Genomic DNA, 23438 nt, shown 5'->3' with positions numbered 1-23438 from the left:
ATGAAGTCGCTGCTCGCGTCCAAGCCCGCCCTGTGGTTCCTGTGCCTGTTCAACCTCGTCGTCGCGCTGGCCGCGCCCTTCGTCGTCGACGGCGCGCAGGGCATCGCCACCTCCGTCGGCATGGGCGTCGTCGCCCTCGGCGCCGGCCTGGGCCTGCGCACGACCGGCGCGCGGCAGGGGCGGCGGCAGCGGGCCTGACGGTCACCGGGCGACGCCCTGCGGCGATCGCCCTCCCCCGGGCCTACTCCGCGAGCCCCGCCGCCCAGTCGATCCCGCCCCGCAGGTGGGCGCGGAAGGCGGGGTCCTCGTAGGCCTCGGAGGCGTGGCCGAGGGCGGTGTAGAAGACCCGGCCCCGGCCGTGTTCGCGGCACCAGGCGAGGGGGTGGTCGGCGCCCATGCCTCCGCCGTCGTAGGACGACTCGTCCGCGCGGGCCAGCACGCGTACCCGGGCCCGGGGACTGGTGTGGAAGTCGTACCACTCGTCGGTGAACTCCCACGCGGCGGGCAGGTGCCGGGTGGCGGGGTGGGCACGGTCCTCGACGATCACCGTGCCCGGCTGGTAGGCGGGGTGCCGGGCGAACCGGGCGCCCAGCAGTTCCCCGTAGTACGGCCAGTCGTACTCCGTGCAGGCCGCCGCGTGCACCCCGACGAAACCGCCGCCCGCCTCCACGTACGCCGCCAGCCGCTCACGGCCGGGCGGGGTGAGTACCTCGCCGCTGGTCGAGAGGAAGACCACCGCCGCGTAGCCGTCCAGGGGCGCTTCCAGTGCCGCCGGGTCCTCCGTCGCGTCCACCTCGTGGGCACCGAGCATGCGGACGGCGGTGATCGCGGCGGGGATGGAGTCGTGCCGGTAGTCGGTGGTGCGGGTGAAGACGAGGAGTCTGGGGGCCATGGCATCCGACCCTAGGGCCCCGGGTGAAGCGGCTCGCCCGGGGGGCGAGGTCACGCAGGCGGGCGTGAGGGGCGTTTTGCGGCGCCGTGCGGGTCCCGCCCTCATGACCAGCGGGACGAGACCTGCGCGCAGGTGTGCCTTGCCGGAAGGGCCGGGACGGGGATCTCGCCGTGTGGCGCCCGGTGGCGACACGCCCTGCCTGCGCCCGATGCCCGGGAACGTTGTCCGATTCCTTCAAGACCGCCGGCCGCCGCGCTGTCTACGGTGGCCGCATGAGTCCACGATTCGATGCCATCGGCCTGGTGGCCTCCGACATGGCCGCCTCCGTCGCCTTCTACCGCCGTCTCGGCCTCGCCTTCCCCGAAGGCTCCGAGAACCAGCCGCACGCCGAGGCCCACCTGCCCGGCGGGCTGCGGCTGCTGCTCGACACGGAGGAGACCGTGCGCTCCTTCCATCCCGACTGGCAGCCGCCGTCCGGGGGCGGACGCCACTCGCTCGCGCTGCGCTGCGACAGCCCCGCCGAGGTCGACTCCGTGTACGAGGAGCTGGTCGGCGCCGGGTACCGCGGTGACCTCAAGCCGTGGGACGCGGTGTGGGGACAGCGGTACGCGGTGGTGCTGGACCCGGACGGCAACGGCGTCGACCTGTTCGCGCCGCTACCCGGAACGGGCCAGTAGCGCCCCCAGCGGCATCCCAGCCAACTCCCGCACGTCCCGCGCGAGATGGGCCTGGTCCGCGAACCCGGACCGGGCCGCCACGCGGGCGAAGGGGACACCGGCGCGGGCCAGCGCGAGCGCGCGTTGCAGACGCAGCACCCGGGCGAGCGTCTTGGGGCCGTAGCCGAAGGCGGCCAGCGAACGGCGGTGCAACTGGCGAGCACCCACGCCGAGTTCGTCGGCCGTCGCGGCGACCGGGCGGCCCGCGTCGAGGGCGGTGACGAGCCGTCGCAGGAGCGGGTCGGGGGGTTCGGCGGCGGCTGCCCACTCCAGCGCCACCTCCTCCAGTGCGCTCGCCGGGCCGGCGGCGGCGGCCACCCGTGCGGTCAGCCGACGCACCTCACGGGACGGCCACAGGTCGGCCAGCGCCACCCGCCGGTCGCGCAGCTCGTGCGCGGGCACCCCGAGAAGGGCGGGCGCGGTGCCGGGGTGGAAACGGACGCCCGCCCAGCTGCTCGGCCCGTCCTCCATGACGTACGCGCGCGTGTCGGGTCCGGCGACCATGAGCCGCCCCTCGTTCCACAGCAGGTCCATGCAGCCGTCGGGCAGGACGGGCGCGGCGGTCCCGGACGGGGTGTTCGTCCACACCACCGCCCCGGTCAGCCGGGACGCCCGCTCCGCGTACACATGCGCCAGGCTACGCCGTGCCGAGCCTGTCCCGCGGCCCCCGCGCCGGCCGCGTCCGGTGCTCCTGGGGGCTCACGCCGTACACCCGTTTGAAGGCGCTGGACAGGGCGGCGCGGCCCCTCCGCGTCGGCGGGCAGTTCAGGAGTCGTCGGACTTGTGCGGCGGGTGCGTGCTCTTCACGTGGGTGCGCAGGCGGGACGTGACGTCTTCCGGGGGGAGGAAACGGGACCAGCGTTCTGGGAACTCGGAGGGCATGTCCGGGTCGTCGGGGTCGGTCTCGCGGGCCGCGGCGGCGCGGGCCACGTACTCGGCGACCTGGGCCTCGCGCAGGCGCTCGTTGGCGGCGCGGGCCGCGGCCGTGGCGGCGGCCGGCCAGACGCGGTCGATGGCGGCGTTGACCGCGGCCCCGACGAGGACCGCGAACGCGGACACACCGATCCACAGCAGCACGGCGACGGGCGCGGCGAGCGAGCCGTAGATGGTGGGGCCCTCGACGGTGTTGGTGAGGTAGATGCGCAGCAGGAAGCTGCCGAGCACCCACATGCCGAGGGCGACCAGGGCGCCGGGCACGTCCTCGATCCACGGGGAGCGCACGGGGACGGACACGTGGTAGAGCGTGGTCAGGAAGACGATCGACAGGACGATGACGACGGGCCAGTAGAGCACCTGTACGACGGTGGTCGACCAGGACACGACGTTCACCACGGCGTCCGGTCCGGCCACCATCAGCGGCAGCGCGACCGAGCCGATCAGCAGCGCCACGAGGAACAGGGCGAAGGCGAGCAGCCGGGTCTTGACGATGCCGCGGACGCCGTCGAGGCCGTACATGACGGTGATGGTGTCGATGAAGACGTTCACCGCGCGGGAGCCGGACCACAGCGCGAACAGGAAGCCGATGGAGATGATGTCGGGCCGGCCGCCCTTGGTCACGTCGTGCAGGATCGGCTGGGCGATCTGGTTGACGCCCTTGTCGGACAGGACCGTGCGGGAGGCCTCCAGGAGGTTGTTCTCCAGGCTCTGGATGGTGTCGGCACCGGTCCAGTCGTCGACGTAGCCCAGCAGTCCGATCATGCTGAGCAGCAGCGGCGGCACGGACAGCAGCGTGAAGAACGCCGCCTCGGCCGCGAGGCCCAGGATCCGGTACTCCATGCAGGAATTGGTGGTGTCCTTGATCAACAGCCAGGCGGTCCTGCGCTTCGAGACGTCCCGGTAGAGGGCACGCGCCCGGTGGAGCCGACCGGAGGGCCGCTGCGGGGATTCACTTGCTGGCTGCACGACCTAACGGTATCCGTCCTGCGGGCCCCCACTCATCCCGCGGTACCCCGGTCTGCCAGGGAGTCCGCCGCGCGACACCCCTTATTCGAACCATTTTTCTGTCATGTCCGCGTTGGTCGAAATGTTCGGCGGCCGTGAACGGAACCGGCGCCAGCCTATTACACCGGCGTTTCGGTGAGTTTGCCGGTCGGACGGACCATTGCGCGGCACCCCGTTGTGATCGACTCGGACCATTGCGCGGCACCCCGTTGTGATCGACTCGGACCATTGCGCGGCACCCCGTTGTGATCGACACCCAATGCGCCGTCGGAAAAGCGTCAATGACTGAAACGCCCTTGAACCGTTCATGAGAATTCCGAAAGAATTTGGCCGTATACAGCGCCCACAGCGGGCCTCTCGGACGCCTTTCCACCCATGTCACGCGCCCACCGATTTCACCTTGTTCTTCATGCGCGTCAAGGAGCTCGAGGAGCGCCCGTGGGGTGATATTCCGGCGCCGGCACCGAAAGCGTTCTCGCCGAGGCGCTGGCCGGTGTCGTACGCGAGGAGAACGTTCCGGTCGACAGCCACTTCTTCGACGATCTGGGGGCCGACTCCCTGGCGATGGCCCACTGCGCCCGGGTCAGAAAGCGCCCCGACCTGCCCGCGGTGTCTATGCGGGACGTCTACGGACATCCGACGATCCGCCGGCCGGCGGCGGCCCTCGCCGAGGCCCCGGCCGAGCCGTCCGGCGCCGTCACGATCCCGCCGCCGCAACCGGGCAGCACGGCCCGGTACCCGCTGTGCGGGAGCCGGCGGTTCGCCGTGTCGCCGTCTCCTGTCTGCTCGCCGGAACGGTCACGGCCGAGGGTTACGACTTCCTGTCCGGCGCTGAGGGCGCCGCCGGGATCTACGGCCGTTCGGTGCTTCTCGGCGGTGCGCTGTTCGCCGGCGCGTGCGTCTTTCCGGTGCTGGCGAAGTGGCTGCTCGTCGGCCGCTGGAAAGAGACCGAATTCCCGGTGTGGAGCCTCGCCTGTCTCCGTTTCTGGACGGTGAAGGCCCTGCCGCGCTCCCGTCCGCTGGTGCTGTTCGTCGGCGGTCCGCTGTACGTGCTGTACCTGCGGGCGCTGGGCGCGCGGATCGGCGCGGGGTGACGATCCTGTCCCGCTCGGTGCCGGTCTGCACCGACCTGCTGACCGTCGGCGCCGGCACCGTGATCCGCAAGGAGTGCCACTACCTCGGCTACCGGGCGCGGGCGGGCCGGATCCGCACCGGCCGCGTCACCCTGGGCAGCGGGGTGTACGTCGGCGAGCAGACCGTCCTGGACATCGGCACCGTGATGGGCGACGGCTCCCAGCTCGGCCACTCCTCCGCCCTGTACGAGGGCACCCCCGGCGGCCGCACGGTCCCGGCGGGCGGGCGCCGGCACGGCTCCCCCGCCCAGCCCACGGACGTCGACCACGTCCGGGTCCCGCCGGCGCGCTGCTCCACCGCCCGCCGGTTCGGCTACGGCCTGGCGGGCCTGCTCCAGGCGCTCCTGCTGTGGGTACCGCTCGGCGTCGGCGGCCTCCGCCTGCTGTTCACGCGGGTCCCCGGGCCGGACGCACTGGTCGCCCCGGACTCCCGGAACCGGAGGTGACGGCGACCCTGGCCCGGCTCGGGTGAGGCAGGGCCGGGCGTGCGGGCCGAGGACGGTCCGCCGCGGGTCGCTCCCGGGCATGGCCACAGGGCCGTACCGCCGCGCCGCCCCCTCGCCGCCCGGTGCCATGTCATGGTGGTGAGCCTCGCCGTGCGGGGTAAGTTCGCAGCATGGCAGGCAGCACCCACACCGTGTCCAACCAGCCCCCGCCGCTGACCGGCTACGACGTCTTCAGCGCCGACCGCGCCCTGACGGCGGCCGTGGAGCGGCATGTCCCCCCCGAGCTGCTCGACGAGGTGCGCGGGGAACTGGCGGCGCTCGGGCGGGCCGCCGGTTCGGCGCAGTTGCAGGAGTGGGGGGCCCAGGCGAACGAGAACCCGCCGGCCCTGCGCACCCACGACCGCTACGGGCACCGTGTCGACGAGGTCGACTTCCATCCCGCCTGGCACCGTCTGCTCGGCAAGGGCGTCGCGGCGGGCCTCACCGCGGCCTGGGCGCGGCCGGGCGGGCATGTGCGGCGCGCCGCCGCGTTCCAGGTGTGGACGCAGGTCGACGCCGGCAATCTCTGTCCGCTGTCGATGACCCACGCCGCGGTGCCCGCGCTGCGCGCCGACCCCGCGCTCGCGGCGGAGTGGGAGCCGCGGCTGACGTCCATGGTCTACGACCGCGAGCTGCGGCCCGCCCGCCTGAAGGCCGGCGCCCTGTTCGGCATGGGCATGACGGAGAAGCAGGGTGGCAGCGACGTCCGCGCGAACGCGACGGCCGCGACCCCGCTCGCCGAGGACGGAACGTACGGACTGACCGGGCACAAGTGGTTCTGCTCGGCGCCGATGTCGGACGGCTTCCTGGTGCTCGCGCAGGCGCCGCGGGGGCTGACCTGCTTCCTGGTGCCGCGGGTGCTGGAGGACGGCACCCGCAACGTCTTCCGGATCCAGCGGCTCAAGGACAAGCTGGGCAACCGGTCGAACGCCTCCGCCGAGGTCGAGTTCGACGGGACCTGGGCACGCCGGGTCGGCGAGGAGGGGCGCGGGGTGCGCACCATCATCGAGATGGTGGCGGCGACCCGGCTGGACTGCGTGCTCGGCTCGGCCGGCCTGATGCGGCAGGCCGTCGCCCAGGCGGTCCACCACTGCACGTACCGCGAGGCGTTCGGCGGCACGCTCGTCGACAAGCCGCTGATGCGCAACGTACTGGCGGACCTCGCGCTGGAGTCCGAGGCGGCGACCGCCCTCGCGCTGCGGCTGGCCGCGGCCTGTGACGACGGCGGTGAACAGGAGCGCGCGCTGCTGCGGATCGCGGTGCCGGCCGCCAAGTACTGGGTGACCAAGCGGTGTACGCCGGTGACGGTCGAGGCCGCCGAGTGCCTGGGCGGCAACGGGTACGTCGAGGAGTCCGGCATGCCCCGCCTGGTGCGCGAGTCGCCGCTGAACTCGGTCTGGGAGGGCGCGGGCAACGTCCAGGCGCTGGACGTGGTGCGGGTGTTGCGGCGGGAGCCGCAGGCCCTGAACGCCTACCTCGTGGAGGTCGGCGCGGCCCGCGGCGCCGATCACCGGCTGGACGCCGCGGTCAAGGACCTGCTGACCGAACTGGGCGACCTGGAGGGCGTCGAGGGGCGGGCGCGGCGGCTGGCCGAGCGGCTGGCGCTGGTGCTCCAGGGCTCGCTGCTGGTGCGGTACGCGCCCCCGGAGGTCGCCGACGCGTTCTGCGCGGCCCGCCTGGGCGGCGACGGGGGCGCGGCCTTCGGCACCCTGCCGGGCACCCTGGACCTGGCGGCCGTCGTGGAGCGGGCGCGTCCGTCGGCCTGACCGCGTGCCTGCGGGGGTGGTGCTGCGCCGACACGGCACCACCCCCGCCGCCGGCCTGTTCGGGCCGGTGGCGCCGCTCGGGGCGACGCCGCTCAAGTTTCAAGCACCACCGGTCCGTTCACCAGGGTTGCACGGGGTTGCAACTTGGTGGCGGGTCGGTGGACAGTGTGCCTCCCGCTCAAGGCGGACGGCACCATGGGACGGACCGTCAGGACAGTCTTCGGGCGTGGCCGGGCCGCGGTACGGAGACCGGTCCACAGCCCTGTCAGGAGGACCCCGTGGCACGTGCCGCCAGGTACGCCGGACCGTACGCGCGCAGCACGCCGCGCTCGGTGATCGAGGCGTCCTGGGAGCGGTCGGGCCGCGCCGGGATCGACCCCGATCACGACTTCCGGACCGGGCTGCTGCCCCGCGGGGAGGTGCAGCGGCGACGGGAGACCTCCCCGCTGCGGCACGTGCTGCCGGTGCTGCGGGAGGGGCTGGTGTCGGTGGCCGACGCCTCCCGGCACATCGTGCTGATCGCGGACGGCGAGGGGCGGGCCCTGTGGCGTGAGGGCAGCGCCCCGGTGTTGCGCCGGGCCGACGAGTCCGGCATCGAGGTCGGCTCCGACTGGCGTGAGGAGGTCGTCGGCACGAACGGGCTGGGCACGCCGGCGGTGGTGCGCCGCCCGGTGCAGGTCGTCGCCGCCGAGCACCTGGTCCGCTCCCTGGCCACCTGGACCTGCGCCGGCGCCCCGATCACCGATCCGCGGGACGGCCGGCTGATCGGCGTGGTCGACGTGAGCGGCCCGCTGGAGACGATGCACCCGGCCACGCTCGCCTGGGTCGACTCGGTGGCCAAGCTCGCGGAGGCGCGGCTGCGGGAGTTGCACCAGACCTCGCTGGAGCGGCTGCGCGCGGTGGCCGCGCCGGTACTGGCCGGGCTCGGCGGGCGGGCCGTGGTGGTGGACCGGGACGGCTGGACGGCCGCGGTGACCGGGCTGCCGTACACGAACCGGGTGCCGCTGCCCAAGTCGCCGGCGCCGGGCCTGCGGTTGCTTCCGTCGCTCGGGCTGTGCGCCCTGGAGCCGCTGACGGGCGGCTGGCTGGTGCGCGTCACCGAGGAGCCGGTGCCGGGCGGCACCACCCGGATCGTGCTGGACCTGGCGCGGCGGCGCCGCTGGTCGGTGACCGTGTCGGGGTGCGCGGGCTCGTGGAGTCACCAACTGAGTCCCCGGCACGCCGAGTTGCTGTACCTGCTGGCCCGGTACCCGGCGGGCCGCAGCGCGGCGGGCCTGTCTCGGGAGGTGTTCGGGGATCCGGCCCGCACGGTCACGGTGCGGGCCGAGATGTCACGGGTGCGCCGCTATCTCGGGGGGCTGCTGGAGCACCGGCCGTACCGTTTCGGCGCGGAGGCGGAGATCGAGGTGCTCCTGCCTGCCGACCCGCGCGACCTGTTGCCGCACTCGGCGGCCCCGACGGTGCTCACCGCGCGCTCGTCCGCGGCGGCCGGGGCGACCGGGGCGACCGGGGCGACCGGGGCGACCGGGGCGACCGGGGCGACCGGGGCAGGGCACCTGATCGAGCCAATCTGATCGCCGGGGACAACCGAAGCGACCACAGTGTGCGTCTTCCGCATAATTGCACGGTCTTCGTCCCGGGTGGTGCCCGACTGCCGTAGCATCCCTCTACGGGCCAGCACCCCACCTGCTCCTCGGTCAACGTACGGATCATCAGGCGCAGTTGGCTCGCCTCGGGAGGACGCATGAAACAGCGCGGCAGACACCGCCGGCAGAAGCGGGGCAGGGCGCTGCGCGCCTTCCTGGCCGGCACCGCCCTCGCACTGACCGGCGCGGCCACCATGATCAGCGCCTCGCAGGCCACGGCCGACCGCGATCCGGGAGCACTGAAGCCCCTCTCCTCCGCCGACGGAACCACCGCGCTGCGGCTCCGGCACGAGCCGGTACCCGAACCTTCGCTCGACCGACTCGCCGCCTCGATGGGCCGGCCCGTCGGTGTCGACGCCGTCCTCGCCGACGCCGACCGCCCGCTGCGTGACGCGGCCTCCTGCACGGGCGCCGAACGCACGGCGCTGCCCGTCGAACCGGCTGCCACCCGCGCGTACTGCTGGGACACCGCAGACACCCGCTCCTGGCGGCCCGGCGCGGTCACCACCTCCGGGGACGCCGACGACGACGGCGTCTGGGGCCACGACCGCGTGATCCTCTCCGGCTGGGCCCAGGACGACGGCACGGACGGCCGCGACCTGGCCCGGGTCGCCTTCGTCGACGCCAACGACCTGGGCAGCCCCCGGTACACCTGGGTGCTGCTGGCCGTCCCGGTCGAGGGCGGCCGTGACTACCGGCCGCTGGCCTCGCGGCTGTCCGGCATGGTCTGGTACCAGGACAAGCTGCTGGTCACCGCCGACGACCAGGGCCAGGACGCCCTGTACGTGTACGACCTGAACCGCGTCCAGCGCACCACGGTGGCCGCGGAGGGTGTCGGCCGGGTGCCCGGCGGCTGGTCGGCGCACGGCTCCCGCTTCGTGATGCCCGCGGTCGCCTCCTACCGGCTGGCCGGCGCGGACGCCGCCGCCCGCCCCCAGGGCATCTCCCTGGACCGCACCACGGCACCCGACAGCCTGGTCGCGAGCGAGCGGCCCGCCTTCGGCAGCGAGCGGCCCGCCCGGCTGTGGCGCTACGCCTTCAGTACCGACAAGGACACGGACCGCACCGGTCTGCTGGCCACCGACGCGGCGGGGCGCGCGGCTCCCACCGAGGCGTACGAGACCGACGCGGCCGACATCGGGGGCGTGCTGTCGTACCGCTCCGACTGGTACGTGGCCCGGGCGTCCGGGAGCGACGACGAGCACGGCTCGCTGTGGCGGCAGACCACGGACGGCGCGCGCGTCACCCGCTGCGGTTCGGACGAACGGCTGGACTGCTGGAGCCCGCAGACGCCCTCCCTGTCCTACTGGGAGGAGAGCGGCGAGGTCTGGGCCCAGTCGGGGCGGGTGCTGTACGCGCTGCCGCTGACGTCGATCGACAGGGCGCTGGAGTAGCCGGGCGGCTCCCCGGGGCCCGCCGGGCGGCGATCGACAGATCGATCGCGCTCGTGGTTCGCTGGCCGCCATGACCAACATCCCCGTGACCACCTGGTCCCTGGAGCAGACCGCGCCGGCCGACCTGCTGCCGGCCGCCGCGCCGGAGGGCGACGTGCGGATCGTCCGCTCCGGCGTCCCCTCCCCCGAGTTCAGCCGCTTCCTGTACGCGTCCGTGGGCGGCGACATCCGCTGGATCGACCGGCTGAGCTGGACGTACGCGCGGTGGCGGGAGCACCTGGAGCGGCCGGGCGTGGAGACGTGGGTGGCGTACGAGCAGGGGACGCCCGCGGGGTACGTGGAGCTGGAGCCGCAGGGCGACGGGGTCGTGGAGATCGTCTACTTCGGGCTGGTTCCGGCCTTCCGCGGGCGGCGGATCGGTGGTCATCTGCTGTCGTACGGTGCCGCCCGTGCCTGGGATCTCGCGGACCGCTGGCCCGGTCTGCCGCGGACCGGGCGGGTATGGCTGCACACGTGCAGCCTGGACGGCGAGCACGCGATGGACAACTATCTGCGCCGGGGCTTCCGGCTCTTCGACACCTCGGTCGAGGAGAGGCCGCAGGTGACCCCGCCGGGTCCGTGGCCGGGCGCCTACCCTGTCTGACCTGCGTCGACAAGAGCGCGTACGGGCCATGTGACCGACACCACGCTTGTCTCATGATTCGGGACCAAGTTGTCCGTATGGCGGACAAAGCTGGACTGTGTCCAGATCGCCGTGCCACGCTTCCGTCATGCCTGGAACTGGAATTGCCTTGGTGAGTCGGCGCCACGTCGACCTCGGCCGCATGTCCAGCGCCATCTGTCCGGCGAGCTGACGAGCCCCGGCGTCGCCCGACCTCCCCCTGCCTGTCCCATTCCGCGCAACGCCGCGCATGTCCACCCGTGCGCCCGCACGCGCAGGTCAGAGCCTCCCGCCCGTCGCCGGAGCGCCGTCCCTCATCGACGGTGCCACGCGCCGACCCCTTCCCCTCGCTGTCCCGAAGGACGTATCAACCATGGCCGCCACCCCGCAGAACCCTGCCGCCGCGACTCCCCGCCGCAAGGTGAGCCGTCACCGCGGAGAGGGTCAGTGGGCCGCGGGGCACCACACCCCGCTCAACGGCAACGAGCAGTTCAAGAAGGACGACGACGGTCTCAATGTGCGGACACGCATTGAGACGATCTACTCCAAGCGCGGCTTCGACTCCATCGACCCGAACGATCTGCGCGGCCGGATGCGCTGGTGGGGTCTGTACACCCAGCGCAAGCCCGGGATCGACGGCGGCAAGACCGCGATCCTGGAGCCGGAGGAGCTGGACGACGAGTACTTCATGCTGCGCGTCCGGATCGACGGCGGCCGGCTCACCACCGAGCAGCTGCGGGTGATCGGCGAGATCTCGCAGGAGTTCGCGCGTGGCACCGCCGACATCACCGACCGGCAGAACGTGCAGTACCACTGGATCCGCATCGAGGACGTGCCGGAGATCTGGAACCGCCTGGAGGCGGTCGGCCTGTCCACCACCGAGGCCTGCGGTGACACGCCCCGCGTGGTCCTCGGCTCGCCGGTCGCCGGGATCGCCGAGGACGAGATCATCGACGGCACCCCGGCCATCGAGGAGATCCACCGCCGGATCGTCGGCAACCCGGCCTTCTCCAACCTGCCCCGCAAGTTCAAGACCGCGGTCTCCGGCTCGCCGCTGCTGGACGTGGCGCACGAGATCAACGACGTCGCCTTCGTCGGTGTGGTCCACCCCGAGCACGGCCCCGGCTTCGACGTGTGGGTCGGCGGCGGCCTGTCCACCAACCCGAAGATCGGCGTACGGCTCGGCGCCTGGGTCCCGCTGGACGAGGTCGCCGACGTCCACGAGGGCGTCATCTCGATCTTCCGCGACTACGGCTACCGGCGGCTGCGCACCCGCGCCCGCCTGAAGTTCCTGGTCGCCGACTGGGGCCCGGAGAAGTTCCGCCAGGTCCTGGAGGACGAGTACCTCCGGCGCAGGCTGACCGACGGCCCCGCCCCCGCCCAGCCCGTGGAGCGCTGGCGCGACCACGTCGGCGTGCACCGGCAGAAGGACGGCCGCTTCTACGTCGGGTTCGCCCCGCGCGTCGGCCGCGTGGACGGCGCCACCCTCACCAAGATCGCGGAGCTGGCCGAGGCGCACGGCTCGGGCCGGGTCCGGACCACCGTCGAGCAGAAGATGATCGTCCTCGATGTCGAGGAGACGCGGGTCGAGTCGCTGGTCGAGGCGCTCGGCGCGCTGGACCTGACCGCCAAGCCCTCCCCGTTCCGGCGCGGCACCATGGCCTGCACCGGCATCGAGTACTGCAAGCTCGCCATCGTCGAGACGAAGGCGCGCGGCTCCCAGCTGATCGACGAACTCGAGCGCCGCATCCCGGACTTCGACGAGCCGATCACCATCAACATCAACGGCTGCCCCAACGCCTGCGCCCGTATCCAGGTGGCGGACATCGGTCTCAAGGGCCAGCTGGTCCTCAATGACCAGGGCGAGCAGGTCGAGGGCTTCCAGGTGCACCTGGGCGGCGCGCTCGGTCTGGAGGCGGGCTTCGGCCGCAAGGTACGCGGCCTGAAGGTGACCTCCGAGGAACTGCCGGACTACGTCGAGCGGGTGCTCAAGCGTTTCCAGGCCGAGCGCGAGGACGGCGAGCGGTTCGCCACCTGGGCGGCGCGCGCCGACGAGGAGGCCCTGTCATGAGCGAGCGGGCCGCCCCGTTCTACTGCCCCTACTGCGGCGACGAGGACCTCCGTCCCAGCGAGCAGGGCCACGGCGCGTGGGAATGCGCGGCCTGCAACCGCGCATTCCAGTTGAAGTTCCTCGGGCTGCTCGCCCGGGGCCTTCAGCCGACAGACGCAGCGGGAGAAGAGATATGAGCACGACTCAGGAAGAGCGCACGACAGCCGATCTCAAGGCACTCGCCGAGCAGGCGGGCCGGGACCTGGAGGACGCCACCGCCCTGGAGATACTCCAGTGGGCGGTCGACACCTTCGGCAAGCGCTTCTGCGTGACCTCCTCGATGGAGGACGCGGTGGTCGCCCACCTGGCGTCCCGCGTGATGAAGGGCGTGGATGTCGTCTTCCTCGACACCGGCTACCACTTCCCCGAGACCATCGGCACCCGGGACGCGGTCGAGGCCGTGATGGACGTCAACGTCATCACGCTGTCGCCGACGCGGACGGTCGCCGAGCAGGACGCCGAGTTCGGCCCGAAGCTGCACGACCGCGACCCCGACCTGTGCTGCAAGATGCGCAAGGTCCAGCCGCTCGAAGAGGGGCTCACCCACTACCAGGCCTGGGCGACCGGTCTGCGCCGTGACGAGTCCCCGACCCGGGCGAACACCCCGGTCGTCGGCTGGGACGAGAAGCGCCGCAAGGTCAAGGTCTCGCCCATCGCCCGCTGGACCCAGGACGACGTGGACGCGTACGTCGCCGAACACGGCGTCCTCACCAATCCGCTGCTGATGGACGGCTACGCCTCCGTCGGCTGCGCCCCCTGCACCCGCCGCGTCCTGGAGGGCGAGGACGCGCGCGCCGGTCGCTGGGCGGGCCGCTCCAAGACCGAGTGCGGGCTGCACGGATGACGACGACTGTGCTTTCTACGAACCAGGAGACTCACGTGACGACCGGAGCCACCGTCTGGCTCACGGGTCTGCCGAGTGCCGGCAAGACCACCATCGCGTACGAGCTGGCCGGCCGGCTCCGTGCGGAGGGCCACCTCGTGGAGGTGCTCGACGGCGACGAGATCCGCGAGTTCATCTCGGCGGGCCTCGGTTTCAGCCGCGCGGACCGGCACACGAACGTGCGGCGCGTCGGCTTCCTCGCGGAACTGCTCGCCCGCAACGGCGTCAAGACCCTGGTCCCGGTGATCGCGCCCTACGCCGACAGCCGTGAGGCGGTGCGCAAGCGTCACCAGGAGAGCGGGGCGGCGTACATCGAGGTGCACGTGGCCACTCCGGTGGAGGTGTGCAGCGAGCGGGACGTGAAGGGTCTGTACGCCAAGCAGGCGGCGGGCGAGCTGACCGGACTCACCGGGGTCGACGACCCGTACGAGGAGCCCGAGTCGCCCGACCTGCGGATCGAGTCGCAGCACCAGACCGTCCAGGAGTCCGCGGCCGCGGTCCACGCGCTGCTCACCGAGAGGGGACTGGCATGACGACGACCGTTGCCAAGGCCATCGAGGGCGACGAGGGCACGGACAGCCCGTACGCCCTCTCGCACCTGGACGCGCTGGAGTCCGAGGCCGTCCACATCTTCCGCGAGGTCGCGGGCGAGTTCGAGCGGCCGGTGATCCTGTTCTCCGGCGGCAAGGACTCCATCGTCATGCTGCATCTGGCGCTGAAGGCGTTCGCCCCCGCGGCGGTCCCCTTCTCGCTGCTGCACGTGGACACCGGGCACAACTTCCCCGAGGTGCTGGAGTACCGCGACCGGACGGTGGCGAAGCACGGGCTGCGGCTGCATGTGGCGTCCGTGCAGGAGTACATCGACCGCGGTGTGCTGAAGGAGCGTCCGGACGGCACCCGCAACCCGTTGCAGACGCTGCCGCTGACCGAGAAGATCCAGGCCGAGAAGTTCGACGCGGTCTTCGGCGGCGGACGACGGGACGAGGAGAAGGCCCGCGCCAAGGAGCGGGTGTTCTCCCTGCGGGACGAGTTCTCCCAGTGGGACCCGCGCCGCCAGCGCCCCGAGCTGTGGAACCTGTACAACGGCCGGCACGCCCCCGGCGAGCACGTCCGCGTCTTCCCGCTCAGCAACTGGACCGAGCTGGACGTGTGGCAGTACATCGCCCGCGAGGGCATCGAGCTGCCGGAGATCTACTTCGCCCACGAGCGCGAGGTGTTCCAGCGGGCCGGGATGTGGCTGACCGCCGGCGAGTGGGGCGGCCCGAAGGACGGCGAGCGGACCGAGAAGCGGCAGGTCCGCTACCGCACCGTCGGCGACATGTCCTGCACCGGCGCGGTCGACTCCGACGCGACCACGCTGGAAGCCGTGATCACCGAGATCGCCGCCTCCCGGCTCACCGAGCGCGGCGCCACGCGCGCCGACGACAAGATGTCCGAGGCCGCGATGGAAGACCGCAAGCGCGAGGGGTACTTCTAGACATGAGCAGCATCACGGAACCCATCGAGCCGCTGTCGGTCGAGCAGTTGTCGGAGACCACCCTGCTGCGGTTCGCCACCGCCGGGTCCGTCGACGACGGCAAGTCCACCCTCGTCGGCCGTCTCCTGCACGACTCCAAGTCGATCCTCACCGACCAGCTGGAGGCCGTGCAGCGGGCCTCGGCGAGCCGCGGCCAGGACGCCCCGGACCTCGCGCTGCTCACCGACGGCCTGCGGGCCGAGCGGGAGCAGGGCATCACCATCGACGTGGCCTACCGCTACTTCGCCACCCCCCGGCGCCGGTTCATCCTCGCCGACACGCCCGGCCATGTGCAGTACACCCGCAACATGGTGACGGGTGCCTCCACGGCCGAGCTGACGGTGATCCTGGTCGACGCCCGCAACGGCGTCGTCGAGCAGACCCGCCGGCACGCGGCCATCGCCGCACTGCTGCGGGTGCCGCACGTGGTCCTCGCGGTGAACAAGATGGACCTGGTGGACTACCGGGAGCCGGTGTTCGCGGCCATCGCCGAGGAGTTCACGGCGTACGCGACCGAACTGGGCGTCCCCGACGTCACCGCGATCCCGATCTCGGCGCTCGCCGGCGACAACGTGGTGGAGCCGTCCGCGACCATGGACTGGTACGGCGGTCCGACCTTCCTGGAGCACCTGGAGACGGTCCCGGTCGCGCACGACCTCAGCCACTGCCACGCCCGCCTGCCCGTGCAGTACGTGATCCGGCCGCAGACCGCCGAGCACCCGGACTACCGGGGCTACGCGGGCCAGATCGCCGCCGGTTCCTTCCGCGTCGGCGAGTCGGTCACCGTGCTGCCGTCCGGGCGGGCCACGAAGATCGCCGGCATCGACCTGCTCGGCCGGCCGGTCGACATCGCCTGGACGACGCAGTCGGTCACCGTCCTGCTGGAGGACGACATCGACATCTCGCGCGGCGACCTGATCGTGCCCAGCAAGGACGCGCCGCCCACCACCCAGGACATCGAGGCGACCGTCTGCCACGTCGCCGACGCGCCGCTGACCGTCGGCCACCGGGTGCTGCTCAAGCACGGCACCCGCACGGTGAAGGCGATCGTCAAGGACATCCCGTCCCGGCTCACGCTCGACGACCTGTCCCTGCACCCGCATCCGGGACAGCTCGTCGCCAACGACATCGGCCGGGTGAAGATCCGGGCCGCCGAGCCGCTGCCGGTCGACTCCTACGCGGACTCGCGGCGCACCGGCTCGTTCATCCTGATCGACCCGAACGACGGCACCACGCTCACCGCGGGCATGGTCGGCGAGTCGTTCGCGTCCCCGGAGCCCGTCAGGGACGAGACCGAGGACGACGGGTGGGACTTCTGAGCATGCACCCAGCCGACTTCTACTCCTCGTTCGCGAAGGAGGGCGGCCGCGTCGGCAGCGGCCACCTCGGCAGCGGACAGGGCGGAGTGGCGCGATGTGCGCGCTGACGTACGCGCACCGCTCGCGCGCCCTTCCCCCACCGCCGTGGACGCACCTGCCTACCTCCCGGCCACGACCTGTAGGACCGTGACCGCCGGGCCGACGAGAGGAACACCTCCCGTGCCTGCCGCATCCGCCCTGCGCCGCACCCTCGCGGTCATGGCCGCGCTGCCGCTCCTGACCCTCGCCGCCTGCGGCTACGGCTCCCAGGCCGTGGACGACGGAGCCGTCGAGATCGCCGCCGGGGCGAAGAAGACCGACGGCCTCGACTCGGTGCGGATCGGCTACTTCGGCAACCTGACCCACGGCACCGCGCTGGTCGCGCACCAGAAGGGCTACTTCCAGAAGGCGCTCGGCGCCACCGAGGCCCGGTACCAGGTCTTCAACGCCGGGCCGTCCGAGATCGAGGCCCTCAACTCGGACTCGATCGACATCGGCTGGATCGGCCCGTCCCCGGCGATCAACGGCTACACCGCGTCCCAGGGCAGGAACCTGCGCATCATCGGCGGTTCGGCCTCCGGCGGGGTGAAGCTCGTGGTCGACCCGGACAAGATCAAGACCCTGAAGGACGTCAAGGGCAAGAAGATCGCGACCCCGCAGCTCGGCAACACGCAGGACGTGGCGTTCCTCAACTGGATCGCGGAGCAGGGCTGGAAGGTCGACGCCGAGAGCGGCAAGGGCGACGTGTCGGTGGTCCGCACCGACAACAAGATCGTCCCGGACGCCTACCGGTCCGGTTCCGTGGACGGCGCCTGGGTGCCGGAGCCGACCGCGTCCAAGCTGGTCGCCGAGGGCGCGAAGGTGCTGCTGGACGAGGCCGACCTGTGGCCGGACAAGAAGTTCGTGATCACGAACATCATCGTGCGTCAGGACTTCCTCAAGGAGCACCCGAAGGCCGTCGAAGCGGTGCTGAAGGCCTCCGTCGAGACCAACAGGTGGATCAACGCCCACCCGGACGAGGCGAAGGCCGCGGCGAACAAGCAGCTGGAGGCGGACTCGGGCAAGGCGCTGCCGGCCGAGGTCCTGGACCCGGCCTGGACGTCGATCCGGTTCACCGACGACCCGCTGGCCGCCACGCTCGACGCCGAGGCGGACCACGCCGTCAGGGCGGGTCTGCTGGAGAAGCCCGACCTCAAGGGCATCTACGACCTCACCCTGCTCAACAAGATCCTCAAGGCCGAGGGCGGCAGCCCGGTCGACGACGCCGGCCTCGGCGTGAGCTGACCGGACCCGATGAGTTCCCAGGAGGTGACGACCATGGCAACGACCTTCGTCAAGGCCGCCGAGGCGGTGGAGCACGCGGCGCGCATCGAGCACGTCTCGAAGTCCTTCGCGGGCCCCGCCGGGCAGCAGCTTGTCCTGGACGACATCAGCATCGATGTCGCGCCCGGCGAGTTCGTCACCCTGCTGGGGGCCTCGGGCTGCGGCAAGTCCACGCTGCTGAACCTGGTGGCGGGGCTGGACGAGCCCACCGTCGGGTCCATCACGACGCAGGGCCGTCCCGCCCTGATGTTCCAGGAACACGCGCTGTTCCCGTGGCTGACCGCGGGCAAGAACATCGAACTGGCCCTGCGTCTGCGGGGGGTTCCGAAGAACGAGCGGCGCGAGACGACCGAGGAGCTGCTCGGACTCGTCCGGCTGAAGGGCGCGTACGGCAAGCGCGTGCACGAGCTGTCCGGCGGCATGCGCCAGCGGGTGGCGCTGGCCCGCGCGCTCGCCCAGGAGAGCAACCTGCTGCTGATGGACGAGCCGTTCGCGGCCCTCGACGCCATCACGCGGGACGTGCTGCACGACGAACTGACCCGCATCTGGGCGGAGACGGGCGTGTCGGTCCTCTTCGTCACGCACAACGTGCGGGAGGCGGTGCGGCTCGCGCAGCGCGTGATCCTGCTGTCCTCCCGGCCCGGGCGGATCGCCCGCGAGTGGACGGTCGACATCCCGCAGCCGCGCCGCATCGAGGACGCGCCCGTGGCGGAACTGTCCGTCGAGATCACCGAAGAACTGCGTGGGGAGATCCGCCGCCATGGCCAGCACTGACACCAGGACCACCGGGGCGAGCGCCACGGGCGGCTCGGGCGGCTCGGGGCTGGGCGGCATCGAGGCCGGTCTCGACGCGCTGGAGACCTCGGTCACCGGCCGGCCGACCTTCGCGCAGACCTTCCGGGAGAAGCTCCTGCCGCCGATCGTCGCCACCGTCGTGGTGCTCGCGATCTGGCAGGGCCTCATCTCCCTGAAGATCGTCGACGACCCGTCGAAGCTGCCCTCGCCGGGTGCCGTCTGGGCGGAGGCGGAGGACGCCTGGCTCAAGGGCACCCTGCTCGACTACATCTGGACGAGCGTCTCGCGCGGTCTGTTCGGCTTCCTGCTCGCCCTGGTCATCGGCACGCCGCTCGGCCTGGTCGTGGCGCGGGTGAAGTTCGTGCGCGCGGCCATCGGTCCGGTCCTGTCCGGCCTCCAGTCGCTGCCGTCGGTGGCCTGGGTGCCCGCCGCCGTGATCTGGCTGGGCCTGAAGCCCGAGATGATGTACGCGGTGATCCTGCTCGGCGCGGTGCCGTCGATCGCCAACGGTCTGGTGTCCGGCGTCGACCAGGTGCCGCCGCTGTTCCTGCGCGCGGGACGCACGCTGGGGGCGACCGGGCTTCGCGGCACCTGGCACATCGTGATGCCCGCGGCGCTGCCCGGCTATGTGGCGGGCCTGAAGCAGGGGTGGGCGTTCTCCTGGCGTTCGCTGATGGCCGCCGAGATCATCGCGCAGGCGCCGGACCTGGGCGTGGGCCTCGGCCAGCTGCTGGAGGTGGGCCGTACGAACAGCAGCATGGCCACGGTCTTCCTCGCCATCCTGCTGATCCTGTTCGTCGGGATCGCCATCGACCTGCTGATCTTCAGCCCGCTGGAGCGCTGGGTCCTGCGCACCCGCGGTCTGCTGGTGAAGAGCTGAGCTCCCATGTACCTCACGGACAGGAAGCCCGTCCTTCTCGTCATCGCCCACGGCAGCCGCGACCCGCGGCACGCCGCGACGGTGCACGCCCTGGTACGCCGGGTCCGCTCCCTGCGCCCGGACGTACGGGTGGAGACCGGCTTCCTGGACTTCAACATCCCGTCGGCGCAGGGGGTGCTGGAGTCGCTGGCGGCGGAGGGCGTACGGGACGTGGTGGCCCTCCCCCTCCTGCTGACCCGCGCGTTCCACGCGAAGGCGGACATCCCGGCGGTGCTGCGGGACGCGCCGCCGCGGCTGCGGATCCGGCAGGCGGAGGTGCTGGGCCCCTCGCCGCTGCTGCTCGCCGCCCTCGAACGGCGGCTGTACGAGGCGGGGCTGACGCCCGCCGACAAGTCCTCGACCGGGGTCGTCCTGGCCTCGGCGGGGTCCACCGACCCGGAGGCGATCGCGGTGATCGCTGACATCGCGCGGGAGTGGCGGCACACCGGTTGGTGCGCCGTGCGGCCCGCGTTCGCCTCCGCGGCCCTCCCCCGCACCGAGGACGCGGTACGGGAGCTGCGTGCCCTCGGCTGTGCCCGGGTCGCCGTCGCGCCGTACGTCCTGGCCCCCGGCTTCCTCCCCGACCGCATCGCGCGGGGCGCGGCCGAGGCGGACGTCCTGGCAAAGGTGCTGGGACCGGCGCCGGAGGTGGCACGGGTCCTCCTGGAGCGCTACCAGGCGGCCCGCAGGCCGCTGCCGGCGGCGGTGGGAGCCTGACGGACGGCACGGGGCGGTGGGGCGCGGGGCGTGACACGGCCGGGCTGCGGGCGCGGCTGGGCGGGGCGGACCTCACGGCCCGGCGCGGTCAGCCGGCCGTCATCTCCACCAGCTTGCGGACGGTGTTCCAGTTGCGGCTGGTGGCGGTCACGCCCTTGTTCAGGCGGGGCTTGGACAGGCGCTCGGCGAGCTGGGAGCGGCCGAGGCCGTTCGGGGCGTACAGGTACAGGCAGCGGTCGCCGAGGCGGAACTCCTCCGGGAGGTGGGCGGGCCGGTCGATCTCCGCGAAGCGTTCCTCGTCGACCGGGGCCGAGAAGTAGGTGACGTGCAGTTGCCTGGCCTCCAGTTCGGCGGCCGGGAACGGGCAGGCACCGACGACCGCCGCCAGGTAGGCGTGGTCGCGCACGATCACGTCGACCGCGAAGCCGAACCGTCGCCCGATCGCCTCCGTCAGCTCTGCGGCCAGGGAGTCCTCGTCCCCGTGGTCACTCGCGAAGGCCGCCTGACCGCTCTGCAGGTAGGTGCGTACGCGGTCGTGGCCGAGACCCTCCAGCAGCACGCGCAGTTCGGCCATCGGCACCTTCCTGCTGCCGCCCACGTTGATCCCGCGCAGCAGCGCCGCGTACGTCGTCGTCATCCGCACACCATAGAGCGGCCGTCGTGCCCTGTGGGGGCGGGCGCGAGGACCGTGTCCGCCGGAGCGGACATTCCGGTAGATGTAAGGGGCCGCTGTCCTACCCAGTGGGGAGGCCCGGGCGCCAGGGGGATGATTTCGGGCCGCCGTACCTCACCGGGCAGCACGAGGTGATGGCTTTAACCGGCCCCTACCTTCTAAGTGAAAGGTGGCGGCACGGGGCTGCCACCGCTCACAAGGGGGCAAGCCCGTCATGGGGAACGGAGACACACGGGTGCGGGGCCTGGCCGCCCGGGCCGGCGGCTGGAGCGCTCAGCACCGATGGGCTGCCGTCGGGATCTGGGTGCTGTTCGTCGTCCTGGCGATGGGGCTCGGTTCGGCGGCCGGCCGGGTCGACGTCAAGGACAGCGATCAGCTGAAGGGCGAGACTCACACCGCCGCCCGGATCATCGAGGACGCCGGGATCGACGAACCGGCCAGTGAGTCGGTGCTGATCCAGGCCAGGGACGGTGACGTCAAGGCCACGGACGCCGAGTTCCGCGCCGCCGTCGCCGCGGTCGTCGACGCCGTCGAGGGGACCGGCGAGGTCACGGGCGTCACCTCGCCGTACGACACGGACACCATCTCCAAGGACGGGCGCAGCGCGCTGGTGCAGTTCGACATGCGTGGCGAGTCGGACACCGCGGGCGAGCGGATCGAGCCGGTGCTGAAGGCCGTCGAGGGGGTGCAGGAGGAGCACGGGTCGGTGCGGATCGAGGAGATCGGCGGCGCCAGCATGATGAAGACGTTCGACGACGCGTTCGGGGACGACTTCAAGAAGGCCGAGTACTCCGCGGTGCCGGTGGCCCTCGGCATCCTGCTCATCGCCTTCGGCGCGCTGGTCGCGGCGCTGCTGCCGGTGCTGCTGGCCGTCACCGCGATCATGGCGACGATGGGCCTGATGGGCATCGTCAGCCATGTGATGCCGATGAGCGAGACCGCCAACTCCGTGATGCTGCTGGTCGGTCTGGCCGTCGGTGTCGACTACTGCCTGTTCTACCTGCGCCGTGAGCGCGAGGAGCGCGAGGCGGGCCGGGACCCGCAGACCGCTCTGCGGATCGCCGCCGCGACCAGTGGCCGCGCGATCGTGGTCTCCGGTGTCACGGTGTGCGTGGCGATGGCGGGCATGCTGTTCACCGGGCTCGCCGAGTTCGAGGCGATGGGCCTGGCCTCGCTGATGGTCGTGGCGGTCGCCATGGTCGGGTCGGTGACGGTCCTGCCGGCGCTGCTGTCCCTGCTGGGCGGGCGGGTCGAGAAGGGCCGTATCCCGTTCCTGCGCCGGCGTCGCCGCAACGGCGGCAGCGATGACAGCCGGTTCTGGACGGCCGTCCTGAAGGGTGTGCTCGCCAAGCCCGTGCTCTCCGTCGTGGTGGCGGCCGGCGCGCTGCTGGCGATCGCGGCGCCCGCGGTCGGCATGAAGACGCAGAACCTCACCCTGGACCAGGAGTTCGGTGACTCGCTGCCCATCGTGCAGACCTACAACCGGGTCAACGAGGCCTTCCCGGGCGGCTCCGAGCCGGCCGAGGTGGTGGTCCACGCGGACGACATCAACGCGCCCGAGGTGCAGGACGCCCTGGCCGCCTTCAAGACGCAGGCGGTGGCCTCCGGTGCCTCGCGCGGCCCGGTCGAGATCAAGCTGCACGACCGGCAGAACATCGCCTTCGTGTACGTCCCGCTGGTCGGCGGCTCGGATCTGGACAAGGCGGGCGCGAGTCTGGACAAGCTGCGAGACGAGGTGCGTCCGGCCACCCTCGGCGAGGTGGACGGTGTCGAGGCGCCCATCACCGGTCAGGTCGCCGGGTCGCAGGACTTCAACGACCAGCTGGCCGGAGCCGTCGTCCCGGTGTTCGCGTTCGTGGTGGTCTTCGCCTTCGCGCTGATGCTGCTGTCGTTCCGCTCGCTGACGATCGCGATCACCTCGATCGTGCTCAACCTGCTGTCCGTGGGCGCGGCCTACGGCATCCTCGTCGGCGTCTTCCAGCACGGCTGGGGGGCGTCGCTGGTGGGCGCGGAGGGGGTCGGCGCGATCATCACCTGGCTGCCGCTGTTCCTCTTCGTGATCCTGTTCGGCCTGTCGATGGACTACCACGTGTTCGTGGTCTCGCGGATCCGTGAGGCGCGGCTGCGCGGCCGGACGACGAACGACGCCATCCAGCACGGGGTGGTCACCACGGCCGGAGTCGTCACGAGCGCCGCCGTCATCATGGTCGCCGTGTTCGCGATCTTCGGCACGCTGTCCATGCAGTCCATGAAGCAGATGGGCGTCGGTCTCGCGGCCGCCGTGCTGATCGACGCGACGATCATCCGGGGCGTGCTGCTCCCGGCGGTGATGGCGCTGCTCGGCGAGCGCAACTGGTACCTGCCGAAGTGGCTGCACCGGCTGCCGGACCTCACCCACGACGAGGCCCCGCAGGCCGTGGTCAGGCCCGCGGTGCGGGACGACGAGGGGGAGCGGCTGGGGGTCTGAGCCCTCGGAGCGAACCGCCCAGAGCTGAGGGTCCGTTGGTCAC

At 72.1% G+C, this 23438-nt stretch carries 22 protein-coding genes and 1 pseudogene; 19 read left to right on the top strand and 4 right to left on the bottom strand.

Annotation, left to right across the window (positions count from 1 at the left end; genetic code table 11):
- On the top strand, positions 1-198 hold the full coding sequence (locus tag QQS16_RS31340; RefSeq protein WP_286065416.1) for a hypothetical protein: 198 nt from the start codon (positions 1-3) through the stop codon (positions 196-198).
- Positions 199-241: 43 nt separating this feature from the next.
- On the opposite strand, the gene QQS16_RS31335 is transcribed toward QQS16_RS31340, so the two are convergent.
- Positions 242-892 (bottom strand): ThuA domain-containing protein, encoded by a 651-nt coding sequence (locus tag QQS16_RS31335; RefSeq protein WP_286065415.1) that lies wholly within the window; start codon positions 890-892, stop codon positions 242-244.
- Positions 893-1164: 272 nt separating this feature from the next.
- Here QQS16_RS31335 and QQS16_RS31330 point away from each other — a divergent pair, with 272 nt between their 5' ends.
- Positions 1165-1569, top strand: a complete 405-nt coding sequence (locus QQS16_RS31330; protein ID WP_286065414.1) for a VOC family protein — start codon at positions 1165-1167, stop codon at positions 1567-1569.
- Here the strand turns inward: QQS16_RS31330 and QQS16_RS31325 are convergent.
- Positions 1549-2235 carry a helix-turn-helix transcriptional regulator gene (locus tag QQS16_RS31325; protein WP_286065413.1) on the bottom strand — a complete coding sequence of 229 codons (687 nt, stop codon included), beginning with the start codon at positions 2233-2235 and terminating at the stop codon, positions 1549-1551. The two genes, QQS16_RS31330 and QQS16_RS31325, sit on opposite strands and share 21 nt — an antisense overlap.
- Before the next feature lie 138 nt (positions 2236-2373).
- Entirely contained in the window at positions 2374-3510 is a 1137-nt protein-coding gene (locus tag QQS16_RS31320; protein WP_286065412.1) for a YihY/virulence factor BrkB family protein, read from the bottom strand.
- Positions 3511-4035: 525 nt separating this feature from the next.
- Here QQS16_RS31320 and QQS16_RS31315 point away from each other — a divergent pair.
- The 16 genes and pseudogenes from QQS16_RS31315 to QQS16_RS31245 all read left to right on the top strand — a co-directional run.
- Positions 4036-5116, top strand: a pseudogene (locus QQS16_RS31315) (Pls/PosA family non-ribosomal peptide synthetase); the annotation flags it as partial.
- Between the two features lie 182 nt (positions 5117-5298).
- Positions 5299-6933, top strand: a complete 1635-nt coding sequence (locus QQS16_RS31310) for an acyl-CoA dehydrogenase family protein (protein WP_286065411.1) — start codon at positions 5299-5301, stop codon at positions 6931-6933.
- Between the two features lie 278 nt (positions 6934-7211).
- Complete coding sequence (locus tag QQS16_RS31305) at positions 7212-8507, top strand: GAF domain-containing protein (protein ID WP_286065410.1); 1296 nt, start codon at positions 7212-7214, stop codon at positions 8505-8507.
- A 170-nt stretch (positions 8508-8677) separates the two neighbouring features.
- Positions 8678-9973 (top strand): hypothetical protein, encoded by a 1296-nt coding sequence (locus QQS16_RS31300; protein ID WP_286065409.1) that lies wholly within the window; start codon positions 8678-8680, stop codon positions 9971-9973.
- Positions 9974-10043: 70 nt separating this feature from the next.
- Entirely contained in the window at positions 10044-10616 is a 573-nt protein-coding gene (locus QQS16_RS31295) for a GNAT family N-acetyltransferase (protein WP_286065408.1), read from the top strand.
- Positions 10617-10743: 127 nt separating this feature from the next.
- The gene (locus QQS16_RS43580; RefSeq protein ID WP_310739661.1) at positions 10744-10827 is read left to right on the top strand and encodes a putative leader peptide; all 84 of its coding nucleotides are present in this window, start codon (positions 10744-10746) and stop codon (positions 10825-10827) included.
- Between the two features lie 180 nt (positions 10828-11007).
- On the top strand, positions 11008-12705 hold the full coding sequence (locus QQS16_RS31290; protein WP_286065407.1) for a nitrite/sulfite reductase: 1698 nt from the start codon (positions 11008-11010) through the stop codon (positions 12703-12705).
- Positions 12702-12881 carry a hypothetical protein gene (locus QQS16_RS31285; RefSeq protein ID WP_286065406.1) on the top strand — a complete coding sequence of 60 codons (180 nt, stop codon included), beginning with the start codon at positions 12702-12704 and terminating at the stop codon, positions 12879-12881. Before QQS16_RS31290 ends, QQS16_RS31285 begins: the two co-directional genes overlap by 4 nt.
- Positions 12878-13588, top strand: a complete 711-nt coding sequence (locus QQS16_RS31280) for a phosphoadenylyl-sulfate reductase (protein ID WP_286065405.1) — start codon at positions 12878-12880, stop codon at positions 13586-13588. The genes QQS16_RS31285 and QQS16_RS31280 overlap by 4 nt, the downstream gene beginning before the upstream one ends.
- Positions 13585-14160 carry an adenylyl-sulfate kinase gene (gene cysC / locus QQS16_RS31275; protein WP_286065404.1) on the top strand — a complete coding sequence of 192 codons (576 nt, stop codon included), beginning with the start codon at positions 13585-13587 and terminating at the stop codon, positions 14158-14160. The genes QQS16_RS31280 and cysC overlap by 4 nt, the downstream gene beginning before the upstream one ends.
- Positions 14157-15104 (top strand): sulfate adenylyltransferase subunit CysD, encoded by a 948-nt coding sequence (gene cysD / locus QQS16_RS31270; RefSeq protein ID WP_286065403.1) that lies wholly within the window; start codon positions 14157-14159, stop codon positions 15102-15104. Before cysC ends, cysD begins: the two co-directional genes overlap by 4 nt.
- 2 nt (positions 15105-15106) lie before the next feature.
- Entirely contained in the window at positions 15107-16462 is a 1356-nt protein-coding gene (locus tag QQS16_RS31265; protein ID WP_286065402.1) for a sulfate adenylyltransferase subunit 1, read from the top strand.
- A gap of 219 nt (positions 16463-16681) precedes the next feature.
- Complete coding sequence (locus tag QQS16_RS31260; RefSeq protein WP_286065401.1) at positions 16682-17785, top strand: aliphatic sulfonate ABC transporter substrate-binding protein; 1104 nt, start codon at positions 16682-16684, stop codon at positions 17783-17785.
- A gap of 9 nt (positions 17786-17794) precedes the next feature.
- Entirely contained in the window at positions 17795-18598 is an 804-nt protein-coding gene (locus QQS16_RS31255) for an ABC transporter ATP-binding protein (protein ID WP_286065400.1), read from the top strand.
- On the top strand, positions 18585-19499 hold the full coding sequence (locus QQS16_RS31250) for an ABC transporter permease (protein ID WP_286065399.1): 915 nt from the start codon (positions 18585-18587) through the stop codon (positions 19497-19499). Before QQS16_RS31255 ends, QQS16_RS31250 begins: the two co-directional genes overlap by 14 nt.
- Positions 19500-19505: 6 nt before the next feature.
- Positions 19506-20255 (top strand): sirohydrochlorin chelatase, encoded by a 750-nt coding sequence (locus tag QQS16_RS31245; protein ID WP_286065398.1) that lies wholly within the window; start codon positions 19506-19508, stop codon positions 20253-20255.
- An 88-nt stretch (positions 20256-20343) separates the two neighbouring features.
- Here the strand turns inward: QQS16_RS31245 and QQS16_RS31240 are convergent, their stop codons facing one another.
- Positions 20344-20892, bottom strand: a complete 549-nt coding sequence (locus QQS16_RS31240) for a DUF1697 domain-containing protein (protein ID WP_286065397.1) — start codon at positions 20890-20892, stop codon at positions 20344-20346.
- 250 nt (positions 20893-21142) lie between these two features.
- Here QQS16_RS31240 and QQS16_RS31235 point away from each other — a divergent pair, with 250 nt between their 5' ends.
- Positions 21143-23395 (top strand): MMPL family transporter, encoded by a 2253-nt coding sequence (locus QQS16_RS31235; protein ID WP_286065396.1) that lies wholly within the window; start codon positions 21143-21145, stop codon positions 23393-23395.
- The last annotated feature ends 43 nt before the right edge of the window (positions 23396-23438 follow it).

It is taken from the genome of Streptomyces sp. ALI-76-A (assembly GCF_030287445.1).
GTDB lineage: Bacteria > Actinomycetota > Actinomycetes > Streptomycetales > Streptomycetaceae > Streptomyces.
This window is presented reverse-complemented; position numbering and strand designations above follow the sequence as displayed.